This is a genomic window from Pseudoalteromonas sp. LC2018020214 (assembly GCF_016598755.1).
Lineage (GTDB): Bacteria > Pseudomonadota > Gammaproteobacteria > Enterobacterales > Alteromonadaceae > Pseudoalteromonas > Pseudoalteromonas distincta.
Genome location: NZ_CP066804.1, coordinates 915,145 through 929,496, shown reverse-complemented (window position 1 = coordinate 929,496; position 14,352 = coordinate 915,145). Strand labels below are relative to the sequence as shown.

The window sequence follows — 14,352 nt, the reverse complement described above, 5'->3', positions numbered from 1 at the left end:
TACGTGAAAATTACTGATACTAGCGTTAAACGCCCCGTTTTTGCCATAGTAATTAATTTACTACTTCTTACTTTTGGTCTGGTTGCATTTACTATGCTGCCACTTCGTGAGTACCCTGATATTGAAACGCCAATAGTAAATATCAGCACTGAATACACAGGTGCTTCTGCCGAAATTATAGAAACCAAAATAACGCAAATAATAGAAAATCGAATTTCCGGTATTGAAGGTATTAAAAGTATTAACTCTTCGAGCCGTAATGGGCGCTCAAACATTACCATTGAGTTTGATATTAACCGCGACATAGATGCTGCATCTAACGATGTACGTGAACGTGTAGCACGTGCACTTGATAGTTTACCCGATCAGGTACGCCCACCAGAAGTGTCTAAATCAAATAGTGATGAAAGCCCAATCGCCTGGTTTGTATTAAACAGTGAAACAATGGACTCGTTACAGCTCTCTGATTACGCGCAGCGCTTTATTGTTGACCGCTTAGCCGTAGTAGATGGTGTATCTAACGTGCGTATTGGTGGTGAGCGCCAATACGCTATGAAAATTTGGCTAAACCGCCAAGCAATGGCTGCACGCGGTATTACCTCAAGCGATATTGAAAATACACTGCGTACAGAAAACGTTGAATTACCTGCTGGCGAAATAGAATCAATAGATCGCGACTTTACCGTGCGTACCGCACGTAGTTATAAAGATCAGCGCGATTTTAAAAACCTTGTTATTAAACGTGGTGAAGAAGGTTATTTAGTGCGTTTAGGTGAAGTTGCCGACGTAAAATTAGAAGCTGCCGATGACGAAAGCTTATTTCGTGGTAACGGGCGCAACATGATTGGCCTAGGAATTGTAAAACAAGCTAAAGCAAACACGCTTACCGTAGTAGATAACGCACGCAGCGAACTTGAAAAAATCAAACGTAACCTACCTGAAGGCACCACAATTCAAGACAGCTACGATTCATCTGTATTTATTAAAGAATCAATTAATGAAGTTTACAGCACACTTGCCATCTCTATGGGTTTAGTCGTACTCGTTATATTTTTGTTTTTAGGCAATATACGAGCAACGCTTATTCCTGCGGTTACCGTACCGGTCGCACTTGTTGGTAGCTTTATGTTTTTATTAGCAATGGGTTACTCAATCAACTTACTAACTTTACTTGCCTTAGTACTGGCTATTGGTTTAGTAGTAGATGATGCCATTGTAATGCTTGAAAACATTCACCGTCGTATTGAACTAGGTGAGCCGCCATTACTAGCTGCATATAGAGGTGCGCGTGAAGTTGGTTTTGCCATTGTCGCAACCACGCTTGTACTAATATCGGTGTTTGTGCCATTGGTGTTTATGGATGGCCGTATAGGGGCATTATTTACTGAGTTTGCAATGGCGGTAAGTGCTGCCGTATTTTTCTCAAGTGTTACAGCGCTTACACTTGCACCAGCTTTGTGTTCTAAAGTACTTAAAGTATCAGACAAACCAAATAAATTTAGCCAATGGATGGACCGCCAGTTTACTAAAATTGAAGTAAGTTACCGTAATTCGCTCTCCACTAACATAACCCGTAAATGGGGCTTAATGGTGAGCTTATTATTAGCGGGCTTTGTTAGTTACTCATTGTTTTTACAAGTTCCCTCTGAGCTAACGCCAAAAGAAGACCGTGGCACGTTCTTTATTATGATGAGCGGCCCTGAGGGCGCAAGTTATGAAAATAATGCCGCTAATATGGCTAAAATTGAAGAACGCTTAATGCCTTACTCGCAAGCAGGTGAGCTAAGTCGCGTACTTGTTCGAGTACCTGGCTGGGGTGGCAGCGGCGGTGTTGCAATTGTTGGCATGGCCGATTGGGATAAGCGCAAACGCTCAACATGGGAAGTAATGGACGAAATAAGCGTTAAAATGCAAGAAGTTACCGATGTTCGTGCATTTGCCATTATGCGCCGTGGTATTGGCGGTGGTGGTTCATCTCGCCCTATTGAGTTTGTATTGCAAGGCAATGATTACGCTCAACTTGCCGATTGGCGTGACCGTATAATTAAGCGTGCTGAACAAAACCCAGGTTTAGTAAGAATCGATCATGATTATAAAGAAACCTTCCCGCAGTTTTTAGTCAGCATAGATAAAAACAAGGCCGCTGATTTAGGCGTTTCTGTATCTGATGTAGGCCGTACACTTGAAACAATGCTTGGCCAGCGCCGTGTTACAACCTTTATTGACCGTGGTGAAGAATACGATGTAATTTTAAAAGGGACTAAAGAAGACTTTACTAACCCTACTGACATTTCAAATATATACCTTAAATCACGAAGCGGTGAACTAGTCCCACTTGATAGCCTTATCAGCTTAAAAGAAGAAGCAACCGCATCGCGCTTAAACCGATATAACCGTATGCGCGCAATTACATTAAGCGCCAACTTAGCCGACGGTTATACGCTTGAGCAAGCGCTTAACTTTTTAAACGAAGTAGCCGCGCAAGAAAACGATATAGATGGCGCCGTAGATTACAAAGGCGAGTCGCAGCTTTATTACGAAGGCGCATCAGCGATGACCTACGTATTTATACTTGCACTCACCGTTACCTTTTTAGTACTGGCAGCGCAGTTTGAAAGCTTTATGCATCCGTTCGTCATTATGCTTACCGTACCACTTGGTTTAATGGGCGCTATGTTCGGACTTTGGGCTACAGGACTTACTTTAAATATTTACAGCCAAATAGGTATTGTCATGCTCATAGGGCTAAGTGCTAAAAACGGTATTTTGATTGTAGAATTTACTAACCAACTGCGCGATAAAGGCGTTGAATTTAGTGAAGCTATTTTGCAAGCAGCAACTCAGCGTTTGCGCCCTATTATTATGACCTCGCTGACTACGGTTATGAGTTCGGTACCTTTAGTACTTGCTTCAGGTCCGGGCGCTGAAAGCCGTATGGTGATAGGTGTAGTCGTGTTTACTGGGGTTATTGTATCGACCCTACTAACTCTTTTTGTTGTACCTGCTGCATATTATGCACTTGCACGTAACACTCAATCACCTGAGTTTTTACAGCAAAAATTAGACAAACAAGCTGCTGAAAAACCTTTCGAAGAGATCTAGCCTCTTAATTGCGCCGTAACCTTGTTGTTGCGGCGCATACAATTTATGCTCGCCCTTAAACCCCATATACATTTTAGGAATACTTATGAGCTCAACAACGCAAGTAGCAACATTTGGTGGCGGCTGTTTTTGGTGTATAGATGCTGCATTTAGACGTGTAAATGGCGTACTAACCGTAAGCTCTGGCTACACCGGCGGTGAAACAAATAACCCAACATATGATTCTGTATGCTCAGGCACAACCGGTCACGCTGAGGTTGTTAAAATTGAATTTGACGCGACTGTAGTTAGCTTTGAAACACTCTTAGCAATGTTTTTCACACTGCATGATGCAACACAATTGAATCGCCAAGGTAACGATATAGGCACACAATATAGAAGTGTGGTTTACTATCGCGATGAAGCTCAACTTAAGCAAACCAACGAAATGATAGCTCAACTGCAAAGCCATGTTGCTGAGCCAATCGTGACAGAAGTCAGCCCTGCCACTACGTATTACCCAGCAGAGCATTATCACCAAGATTACTATAACGAAAACCCACAGCAGGGTTACTGTAGTATTTTAATAGCACCTAAGTTACACAAGTTTGAAACCGTATTTAAAGAGTTCTTAGCTGACTAGCTAATTTGAGTAGTTAAACTTAGCTACACATTAAAAAGCCCGACATATGTCGGGCTTTTTAATATTAATAAATACCGTTAAAACTGGTAGCTTGCGCCTGCAAAAAAGCGACGCTCTGGCGTGTTGTAGTAATACACTTCACCCGTTGTAAAATCAGCGTTTGAATCAACAGCGTTATACTCTTTATCAAATAAGTTTTCTACACGAAGCGAAACTTCAATATGTTCATTTACTTGATAATTACCCGCTAAGTTCCAAAGTGTATAAGAGCCTAAGCGAGTCACAGCACCTTGTCGGTCGCTACGGTATTGCATGTCTAAGCTTGCATCAAAAGCACCAAACTGTTTTGCAAGTTCCCAGTTAAAAGTACGTTTAGCAACATTACGTAACTCTGCGCCCGTTTCTTCGTCTTCAGCGCTTAAGTAAGCAAAGTTAAGGTTGCTATCAAAACCAAAAAACTGCTGAGATAAGCTAAATTCAACCCCTTCGTAGCGTGCTTCATCGATATTAGCCAATGCAAAGTTTGCATCGTAATCAATCTTATCTTCTATATCGTTTCTAAATACTGCAATATCAACTTGCGCGATATCAAAATCTACACTCAAACCTAACTCACGGTTTACTGATTTTTCAGGTTGTAAATCAGGGTTACCATAAAGTGGATAATATAAATCGTTAAATGTAGGAGCTTTAAAGCCAGTACTTTGGCTTATACGAAATGTTGCATCTTCAGATAAATGATAACCCGCAGCGGCGGTATACGTTGTTTCATCGCCAAATTGCTCGTCGTCATCTTGGCGAACAGTTAAATTAGCCAATACTTTATCTGCATCGTAGTAAGCACCTACAAACACGGCAAGTACATCTCGGCTGTCTTCAACAAATAGTTGCGAACTATGAGATACATCATCGTTGTACCAATTAATACCACCACTAATGTTAAGTTCATTAGATAACAAGTACTGGCCGTTATAATCAATTTGTGTACGTTTAGTTATAAAGGTACTTGTTGTTGGCCCAACTAAAAAATCAACATAAGTGTTATCTGAATCATCTGTTGAAAGCGCTAAATCAATACTATGCGTTTGGTTAGTGTAGTTTTTACTCCAACCTGCAGAAAGTTGATAGTTTTTAAAATCATCTCGTTCAATCGTACTGTCTGCTGGGCTAAAGCTACTGTCGTAATCTGCATAGCCTTCACTGTATTGGCCTAATAACTTAAAGTCGCCGTAATGTGTATCGGTGTAGTTAACTTTAAAACCAAGGTTTTTATTTTCATAGCCATCTTCATCTGGTGCTACGCCTTGCAGTACATCAAAGTTATCTGTTTTTTCAAAGCCTGCGTTAAATGCTGTTGTTATATCATCTGATTTTACAGAGCCTGCAACTTGATAATTTTGATAAGAGTCAGAACCAAATGTAGCGCTTAGGGATAAGTTATCTGACTCACGCGTAATAATATTAATAACACCAGCGAGTGCATCAGAGCCATAAACAGCCGCGCGAGAGCCTTTAATAATTTCTATGCGTTCAATACTATTTAGAGGAACATTATTTAGTGCTTTTTGACCTAGTGTTGCTGAGCCTGTACGTACACCGTCAATTAAAATCAACGTATCGCCAGAGCCCGTACCACGAAGTGACACACCTGTATTTTGACCAAAACCACCGTTTGGATTAACCTGAAAGCCCACTCGCGTGCTTAAAAGTGTAGGTAAATCGCGTACGTTACTAGCTTCTATTTCAGCACGTTCAATAACATTTACACTCGCTAAAACGTCGTTAATTGATTGCTCGAACTTATTAGCTGTAACGGTTATTTTTTCAATTGATTGCTCTGCAGCAGACACAGAAAATGAAAGCGCAGCAGAAATTGCAACGCCTAGAGTTGTTTTGTTTAACATGAGGTCCCCTACCTTTGCCCACCGCAAAGATTTAAGTAAGTAAGATTGCATCAAGGCCGGTCTCCGGACTCAGTAAGCACATAAAAACATGCAATACTCTACCGTTGCGGGGGCAGTGTTGGGCTTGTAGTCATCATGAAAACGCACCAACTTCCCGATTATCCTGCTAAAAAAATCATTACATGAAGTGGCTAGCAAGCACCTTGAAAATATGCCGTCATTGTGAGCATTTTGTTTACAAATGTCAATGGACGTCTATATAGCTAAAAGCTATTTCAGTTCAGTGCTGTATTATTATAGCTTGACGGAATACCGTACTTATCAAGTAGCTTCTGAAGTTGCATTTGTGTAGTAGGTAAATTTAATATTTCATCCATTTTGCGACTAGATATTTTATTTGATTGTGAGTTAATCAAAAAATGTGTTTCATACACTGCATCTGGTACGTCACTCTTAAATAGTAAATCCATATTTAAGATATTCTGCTTTTTAAAATACTGATAAGCAATACTGTTTAAAACCCCGACTTCAGCGCGCCTTAATAGCAGCATTTTAACTACATTGAATTCATCGATTGTAAGGCTTACCTGGTGCTCTTCTCTCAAGTATTCGGCATTTGTATTAAATCCTGCAAATTGATACGAGTACCCTAAAACCCCAACTTTGGTTAATTTGTCCAGATTTTCAAAATAAGTTTGTTCTGATGCATTCTCTTTGAGTGTATAAATCTCGTTTTTGGTGATGGTATAAAATTCAGTTTTTTCAATATTCTCCTGCGATGCTTGTGGCAACCATTGCATTGCCATTAAAAATAAAACGTCGAAGTTATTTTTTTCAACAGACAAAGTAAGCCTTTTTACAGGTAAAGAAATAAGTATAAAGTTAAATTCCTCCTGTGCGTCGTTTAAAATATTAATAAACTCAGGAGCAAAGCCTTGCTTTTTTTGCGCGTTAATAATAATCGGAAAGTAGCCATCTTCGACCAATACATCAATATCAACTGGCTTTGATAAGCTTGGCTTGGTAAATATAAGCAAAACAAATAACAGAAATAATTGATGGGGTCTCATTTTAATACCTTCTAGGGTGAAATTTTTATTATATTCAATTAAATATAATAGCTTAAATATCAAAAAATGGATTAATACATGCAGAACTACGAGAGGATAAGGTGGGAAAGTTGTAAAAAATTAAGTAGCTTTAATCTGTCTGCAAATATAGACAAATTAAAGCTCTTTTATTAAAAACAGTTTATAAATTAGTCGCGAAAGTTTTTAAACTGAAAAGGCTGACCTAAATCGGCACTGCGCACTACCTGCATTGCTTCTTGAAGATCGTCACGCTTTTTACCTGTCACACGTACTTCTTCGCCTTGAATAGCAGCTTGTACTTTAACTTTTGAATCTTTAATGGCTTTAACCACTTTTTTGGCCATGTCTTTTTCGATACCTTGCTTTAACCCAACGTTACGAAATACATTTTTTCCTGCACGGCTAATATCTTGAAGTTCTAAACTAGCTACATCCATACCGCGCTTTGAAATTTTTCCCGCTAAAATATCGAACAACTGCATAACTTGAGAGTCAGCTTCTGCCTTAAGCTTAATTGTTTTATCGTTTAGCTCAATAGATGCATCAACGCCTCTAAAATCAAAGCGAGTCTCTAGTTCACGGTTTGCGTTATCAACCGCATTTTTAGCTTCGTTCATTTCTACTTCAGATACAATATCAAATGAAGGCATTAGTATACTCCTAACTATTTAATCTTAATTTTATGTGGCAATTATAACGCTAAAATTATAAATCTTTACATTTTTCTGCATCTTGTTCAGGTGCGATACTAAATTAGTTTGATATACTTGCGCCTCTTTTTTAAGCGATTTTAGGATTTGTCGTGACAAGGCGTGTTTATCAAGCAGTTTTTTTAATCAGCATAGTGGCTTTCACCTTTTTATTTGCTAAAGAAATAAAAGGTGGCGTTGTAAATTTATTCCCTCATGTTGATAAAGTCGCCCATTTTGGGATTTTTTTTATATTAGCCATAATAATGGATAAGGCTTTTAAGCTTCCTTTATATGCTCAAATACTCTTATTAGCAGGCTATGGCGCCTCGATAGAAATAATGCAAGACGCACTTCCTTATAGGCAAGCATCACTTGGTGATTTTTTTGCTGATTTTGCAGGTGCTGCAAGCTACTTTTTACTTAGAGTAATTTTTACACCTCGAAAAAAGAACCCACATGGCTAATATTTTAATCGTTGGCGATGGCGCTATTGGCTTATTGCTGAGCCACTTTTTGAGCGCATCGCATAATGTCAGTGTTTTGACTCGTAAAAACCCAACAAACACCCGCTTTTACAGCAGAGGTAAGGGTGCATCAAAAAAAGTTGACGCAAAATTTATTTCATTAAATCAGCTAGATAAAGCAACTGAATTTGATGTAATTTTATTTACCGTTAAAGCTTTTCAAGTGCTTGATGCGTTTTCTCAAATAAAGCCATTTTTACCAACACATTGCTCTGTTGTACTTTCGCATAACGGAATGGGTAATGTTGATGAGGTAAATAGCCAGCTAAGCACTCATCAAGCACTCTACTTTTTAACGACAAGCATAGCGGGCTTTAAATCAAACCAATATATTGTGCAACACACAGGTGAAGGACAAAGCGTTATTGGTGGCTGTAATGAGCTTGCACTTCAAAATAGTGCGCCAATAGCTGATATTTTTAAAGTAATACCCAACCTAAAGTTTACTAATAACATTCAGCAGCTTCGTTTTGAAAAGCTACTCGTCAACATTGCCATTAATCCATTAAGCGCTTTAAGTAATGTAAAAAATGGCGAATTACGTGCACCTAAGTACAATACAATAATTTTTAATGCACTCACTGAAGCATGCAATATTGCAAAGGCTCAAGGGCTTAATATCCCATTAATTAAAGCTCTCAATACCGCTTATAAAATAATGGAGTTAACCGCAAATAATTACTCATCAATGCAGCAAGATATAACTCACAATAGAGAAACTGAAATATCAGCTATATGTGGCTATATTAGCCAACAAGGTAAATTTCACGGTATTCCAACGCCTTACAACGATGAGTTGTTAGTCAAAATTCAGGCAAAAAAAAGCGTGGTATAAACCACGCTTATATAAGCTTTTAACTTTACGGGCGATAAACTTTTACAGTTTCGAAGCCCTGTTCGTGTAGCATAAGTGCCTGTAGTTGGCTCATTACGCCTCTGTCACAATATAAATAGTAGTCAGTGTCTTTTGGTAAATCACCAAACTTAGTAGCTAAACGGAAGAACGGCAAATGCACCACTTCAACACCATCGATTGCAAGCGGTGCAGCTTCTTCTTCTTCTGGTGAGCGAATATCAATTACTACAGAGCCTGCAGGTAAATCAGCAACCGACTCAGCCTCTTTTAGCTCTTGCTTGGCTTCTACGTCAATATCGCGTACATCCATTATGCGCGCGTTATTTACTACGGTATCTAGCACATCAAAATCGAACTTTTCTTCTTCGGCTTCTATTACTTCAATTTTGGCTTTAACTGTCGGCTTTTTAGAAATAACACCACAATATTCAGGCATCGTTTCAGCCATTTCAGCTGTACCAATTTGGCGAGCAAGATTAATAATTTCTTGTTTATCATTTTGAATTAGCGGGCGTAAAATAAGCGTTTCGGTAACGCGGTCAATCACGCTTAAGTTCGCTAATGTTTGACTAGATACTTGGCCAATACTTTCACCAGTGACAAGCGCCTGAATGTTTAACTTTTCAGCCACTACACTTCCTGCTCGCATCATCATACGTTTAAGCACAACACCCATTTGGCTGTTTTCAACGTTTTCTAAAATTTCAGCAACAACAGGTTCAAAATCAACCGTTATAAATTTCACTTTATGTGTTGAGCTGTATTTTTTCCATAAAAAATAGCTCGCTTGCTTAACACCAATCTCGTGCGCTGCGCCACCTAGATTAAAGAATAAAAAGTGCGTACGTGCGCCTTTACGAATCATTTGGTAACTTGCTACGCCAGAGTCAAAACCACCCGACATAAGCGAAAGCACGTCTTCTTGCGTTGGTAGTGGAAAGCCCGCCATACCAAAATGCGTTTGCGAAACAATGTAAGCTTTATCGTCTTTTACTTCTAAGCGTATTGTCACTTCTGGACGGCTAAGCTTAACGCTTGCGCCTTCAATATGTTGATTTAGCCCACCACCAACATAACGCTCTAAATCAGTCGAGGTAAAGTCGTGTTGGCCTATACGCTTAGCACGCACACAAAAAGTTTTACCCACAATTGTGTGACCCACTAACGCTATTGTTTTTTGATAGATATCATCGAGAGTTTCAAATTGCGTTTCAGTTACTTCAATAAACTGAACGATACCAGGTATGCGTTTAAGGCTGTCGATAAAATCAAGGCGAACTTGTGCATCTTCAAGCTTTGTAACAACTGAAATATTATCCCAGTTATTTCTTACTTGTACTTTTTCGTCAAGACGTCGCAATACAATTTTAATGTTATTTTCTAACACTTTAGTAAAGCGTTTACGGACCGAACGGCTTTTGATGGCTATTTCAGGATGTAGTTTGACGATAAATTTAAGCATAGTTCACTCTTAGACTGCGGGAATTCGCGCTCCCAGGCATTTGGCGCGCGATTATAGCAAAAAATTCAGCGTCTAGGAAACAGCCAAAGGACAACGGCTAAACAACAGTTGGGGCTTGTTGTGCTAATTCAGTGTATTTTTCGCGTAATAGGTTCATTTTATCAATACTTTTATCGGTACTGTACGCTCTAAATAATGTAAGTACTTTTAAAATACCGTGATATATATCTTGCTCAGCAAGGGTACCGCTTGGCCTACGAGCCTTAATATAAGGCGTCCAAAAGCTAACAGTTAACTTTAGTGTATGGGCTAAATCAATGACATCTTGCTCATCAATAGCAATCATTTCACTATCGCGAAGACCTAGAATAATTTTACGAACTTGCTCTAATAATTCTAACTGAAAATCAATGTAAGCTTGTTTTAGCTCAGTGTCTCTGGCGAGTATATCGCCAAGATTGTCGTAAAAAAAATGGTAACGCCACATCAATTCAAATAACGAATCTAAATAAGCCGTTAAATGATTAAATGCATCATCATCTTTATTAATAGGTTTAAAGTGAGTATTTAAATGATCGCGATACAACGCAAAAATATGACGGATAATGTCTTCTTTATTTTTAAAATGATAATAAAGATTACCCGGGCTCATCCCTAAGTTTGATGCAATATGATTTGTCGTTATTGCACGCTCACCATTTTCGTTAAACAACAAAATACTGGTGTGTATTATTTTATCCTTGGTATTCATATGCTAATACTCAAATTATCTATAGGCTACATTACACTCAAAAGAGGTAAACAGTATAAACAAATATGAATCATTAAAACACTCAAACCTTGGACTGACCTGTTCAAAGAAAGTAAGTGTTTATATGCTTTATTAGCTAGGCTGCTTTGTGGCATAAACACTGTTAAACTAGCGCTAAAATCATAAATAGTGAACATTATGAAAGTTATTGCAATTTACCCGGGCACCTTTGATCCACTAACCAATGGTCATACAGATCTTATTCAACGTGCAGCTAAAATGTTTGATACCGTATTAGTTGCGGTTGCGAACAACCCAAGTAAAAAACCCTGTTTTAACCTTGAAGAACGTGTTGAACTTGCAAACTCTATTTTAAGTCACTTAGATAATGTTAAGGTCATTGGTTTTTCTGGCTTATTGGCTGACCTTGCGCGCGATCACAATGCTAATGTGCTTATTCGTGGTATTAGGGCTGTATCTGATTTTGACTATGAATTTCAATTAGCTAACATGAACCGCCGCCTGAATCCTGATTTAGAAAGTGTATTTTTAACACCCGCAGAGCGAAATTCATTTATTTCATCAACGCTCGTTAAAGAAGTAGCACGTCACAATGGTGATGTAAGCGAGTTTGTAGATCCTGTAATTGTCGAAGCTCTAAAAACTAAACTGGGCTGTGGTGCCAGTTAATAATAAATAAGGCCTGTTAGCACTGAAATCCATTACTAATAGGCCCTTTTATTAAACACTTTATTTAGCTTTCCTTCTAACCAAGCAAGTTTTAAAACATCTTTACCTATAAAGAAAACTAAAACCATGGTCAAATCTGTAAAATTTATACCTACTATGTACACCCACCAGAACCACCAAAATTCATAATGGTGCATAACATCATTATCTATATACATTGCAAAAAATAATAAAGTGTTTATACCTAAACCAAATAATAAATAAATGTATACACCGCTAATTTTTATAAAAAAACCAGATAAAATAATAACAAATAGAGTAATACTATCGAATAAGAAAAAATCGAAGTAAGTTATCGAATCCATATCAATAAAAATACTAGAAGAGTAAGAAAGTGCCATGATGAAAGATAGCCAAACAATGCTTTTATCTGCGTTATTTATAGAGCTTACTAAAGAATATAGAAAAGCCATCAAAAAGCCCCACTGTACAAAAGCACCTATATAAAAAGAGATATTTGTATTTAAAAGTAGCTCAATCATCTCACCCCAACACTATATAAAACGTTATTGTACCGCTTAACATATAACGGCATCATAAAAAAATGCACAAAATCACTCTTCTTTTAAGTTGAGCTTTACTGCCTCAGCGATCTAAACTTAACCTTCCAACACACCTTAAAAGCTTGTTCAAGCCTAAAACATCCTTATTGATGATTAATACCAATGCCATTGTAAAGTCGACAAAATACATTCCAAAAATATAAACTGTCCAAAACCACCAATAGTAAAGAGTACCTGCAATTTCAATATCGTAATGCATACCTAAAAATAAACATGCATTAATAAAAAGCCCTACAATTAAATAGTCAAAAGCAATTGGTACTAATTTTTTATATATAAATCGCCAAAGTATCAGGGCGCTAATAGTAGCAAGATCATAATAGAAGTAATTTAGGTGAGGATTTTCAATCAGTGGATCCATAAAAAGACTAGATATATATGAAACCATCATTATAAATGAAAGATGCGCTCTACTTTTATCATTTTTATTAATACTCGCTGATAGGTTATATAAAAATGCGATTAGGAAGAACCATGTAAATAGTATTGCTACGTTATATCCTAAATCTACCAGTGCCCAAAGTATGTCAGCTACCACTATTATTCCTTTTCATAATACTATTGTGGAACCATATTTTAATTGCAGCTAAAGCTAAAAAATCTTTGTTTATAAAAAATATAGCTAGCATCATAAAGTCGGCTAAATTAATAACAATTGAATAAAAAAACCAAAACCACCAAGGTTCGTAATTATTAAAAACTGACACATCTATATACATACCAAGAAATAATGATGAGTTTATAATCAACCCTAACAACAAGTAGATCGATATAAGATTTTCAATAATGAACAACCTTAAAATAATAATGGCGAAAATAGTTGTTATATCAAACAAAAAGAGCTGAAGATACGATATGTGTTGTATATCTATAAACAGGCTTGAGGAGTAAGAAATTGACATAACAAATGATAACCATACAGCTTCTTTTCGAGGTTTGTTAATACTTATAACTAATGAGTACAAAAAAGCCATTAAAAAGCCCCACTGTACAAATGCACCTATGTAAAAAGAAATTGCTGGATTAACTAGAATATTATCCATTATTTTTGAGACTTTTGTTGAATACTAGTGACAAAATCATTAAAACATCGAACATATTTACACCAATAGAATAAACACTCCAATACCACCAAGGCTCATAGTTATACAAGACGTATAGATCGTAATGTAATATTAAGGTAAGCACAGCATTTATTATTAACGCAAAGATGATGAAGTGAAAAGCCATAGAGCGGTGAAGTACTTTAAAGTACTCTAAAATTAATAAAGCTAAAATAGTAACAAAATCGTAGAGCATCGAGTTTAAATATAAACCTTCTAATAAGTTTATATAACCACTAGAAATATATGAGCAGAGCATAAGCGCAGATAAATAAACAGGAGACTTATTTTCTTTATTTATCGTAGAGGTCAAACAATACAGGAAGGCCATTAAAAAGCCCCACTGAGTGAAGGCTTGTACATAAACCATTAGGGGTTCAGTAACGTACATTAAAACTAGATTACTTTGTGGGTATCGTTTGATTTGAAGTAGCTAAGGGTTTTGTTTTTTAACTTATGAAGACCTAGGAAATCTCGATCTACTATTAATGCAACAATCATAATAAAGTCAACGATATTAACTGTGAATGTATAAACATCCCAGAAGAACCAGGGTTCATTAGTTTCATTTATAAATATATCACCGTACATCAGCAAACTAAAAATTGAATTTATTATTAGTCCTGAAGTTATATACATCATAGACGGTGATGTTTTCTTTAATAGTTTGTATGCTAGAAACAAAGCAGTAACCGTGGCATAATCATAAAGAGCCCAGTCAAGATAAACAGTGCTTTTAAGTGACAACCAATTAAAAAAATAGTCTGATACAGTATAAGAAACCATCATAATAAAAGAACTGAGTAATAGTGTTGTTTCTCTTTTTAGGCCTATCGAGTAAATAAATACGTTAAAAAAGAAGGCCATCAAAAACCCCCACATAGTAAAGGCCGATAGAGAGAAAAAGCCAAAGAACTCAGTTAAAAACATTC

General features: G+C 37.2%; 13 protein-coding genes and 1 riboswitch. Of the genes, 5 read left to right on the top strand and 8 right to left on the bottom strand.

Annotated elements, in window-relative coordinates; genetic code table 11:
• Positions 1-3 precede the first annotated feature (3 nt).
• Together JG479_RS04060 and msrA are read left to right on the top strand one after the other, a co-directional pair.
• Positions 4-3,102, top strand: coding sequence for an efflux RND transporter permease subunit (locus tag JG479_RS04060; protein ID WP_200220022.1), 3,099 nt, complete (start codon positions 4-6; stop codon positions 3,100-3,102).
• A gap of 85 nt (positions 3,103-3,187) precedes the next feature.
• A complete protein-coding gene (msrA, locus tag JG479_RS04055) occupies positions 3,188-3,724 on the top strand; it encodes a peptide-methionine (S)-S-oxide reductase MsrA (RefSeq protein ID WP_033040061.1) in 537 nt (178 codons plus the stop codon).
• Positions 3,725-3,801: 77 nt separating this feature from the next.
• Here msrA and JG479_RS04050 read toward each other — a convergent pair whose 3' ends face one another.
• From JG479_RS04050 to JG479_RS04040, 3 genes are all read right to left on the bottom strand, one after another.
• Positions 3,802-5,628, bottom strand: coding sequence for a TonB-dependent receptor domain-containing protein (locus tag JG479_RS04050; protein ID WP_200220021.1), 1,827 nt, complete (start codon positions 5,626-5,628; stop codon positions 3,802-3,804).
• Positions 5,629-5,665: 37 nt separating this feature from the next.
• Positions 5,666-5,849, bottom strand: a riboswitch (cobalamin riboswitch).
• A gap of 54 nt (positions 5,850-5,903) precedes the next feature.
• On the bottom strand, positions 5,904-6,698 hold the full coding sequence (locus tag JG479_RS04045; protein ID WP_200220020.1) for an ABC transporter substrate-binding protein: 795 nt from the start codon (positions 6,696-6,698) through the stop codon (positions 5,904-5,906).
• Between the two features lie 188 nt (positions 6,699-6,886).
• A complete protein-coding gene (locus JG479_RS04040) occupies positions 6,887-7,369 on the bottom strand; it encodes a YajQ family cyclic di-GMP-binding protein (RefSeq protein ID WP_002958753.1) in 483 nt (160 codons plus the stop codon).
• 152 nt (positions 7,370-7,521) lie between these two features.
• On the opposite strand from JG479_RS04040, the gene JG479_RS04035 reads away from it, so the two are divergent.
• Complete coding sequence (locus tag JG479_RS04035; RefSeq protein ID WP_002958754.1) at positions 7,522-7,875, top strand: VanZ family protein; 354 nt, start codon at positions 7,522-7,524, stop codon at positions 7,873-7,875.
• Positions 7,868-8,770 (top strand): ketopantoate reductase family protein, encoded by a 903-nt coding sequence (locus tag JG479_RS04030; RefSeq protein WP_200220019.1) that lies wholly within the window; start codon positions 7,868-7,870, stop codon positions 8,768-8,770. Before JG479_RS04035 ends, JG479_RS04030 begins: the two co-directional genes overlap by 8 nt.
• Before the next feature lie 25 nt (positions 8,771-8,795).
• On the opposite strand, the gene thiI is transcribed toward JG479_RS04030, so the two are convergent.
• The gene (thiI, locus tag JG479_RS04025) at positions 8,796-10,253 is read right to left on the bottom strand and encodes a tRNA uracil 4-sulfurtransferase ThiI (protein ID WP_149602230.1); all 1,458 of its coding nucleotides are present in this window, start codon (positions 10,251-10,253) and stop codon (positions 8,796-8,798) included.
• 97 nt (positions 10,254-10,350) lie between these two features.
• Complete coding sequence (locus tag JG479_RS04020) at positions 10,351-11,004, bottom strand: TetR/AcrR family transcriptional regulator (protein WP_002958757.1); 654 nt, start codon at positions 11,002-11,004, stop codon at positions 10,351-10,353.
• A 198-nt stretch (positions 11,005-11,202) separates the two neighbouring features.
• Here JG479_RS04020 and coaD point away from each other — a divergent pair, with 198 nt between their 5' ends.
• Positions 11,203-11,694, top strand: a complete 492-nt coding sequence (gene coaD, locus JG479_RS04015; RefSeq protein WP_200220018.1) for a pantetheine-phosphate adenylyltransferase — start codon at positions 11,203-11,205, stop codon at positions 11,692-11,694.
• A gap of 35 nt (positions 11,695-11,729) precedes the next feature.
• Here the strand turns inward: coaD and JG479_RS04010 are convergent, their stop codons facing one another.
• The 3 genes from JG479_RS04010 to JG479_RS04000 all read right to left on the bottom strand — a co-directional run bounded on the left by JG479_RS04010 (position 11,730) and on the right by JG479_RS04000 (position 14,350).
• A complete protein-coding gene (locus tag JG479_RS04010) occupies positions 11,730-12,236 on the bottom strand; it encodes a hypothetical protein (protein ID WP_002958759.1) in 507 nt (168 codons plus the stop codon).
• Positions 12,237-12,339: 103 nt separating this feature from the next.
• Positions 12,340-12,855, bottom strand: coding sequence for a hypothetical protein (locus tag JG479_RS04005; RefSeq protein WP_200220017.1), 516 nt, complete (start codon positions 12,853-12,855; stop codon positions 12,340-12,342).
• Between the two features lie 961 nt (positions 12,856-13,816).
• Positions 13,817-14,350 (bottom strand): hypothetical protein, encoded by a 534-nt coding sequence (locus tag JG479_RS04000; protein WP_138488648.1) that lies wholly within the window; start codon positions 14,348-14,350, stop codon positions 13,817-13,819.
• Positions 14,351-14,352 lie beyond the last annotated feature (2 nt).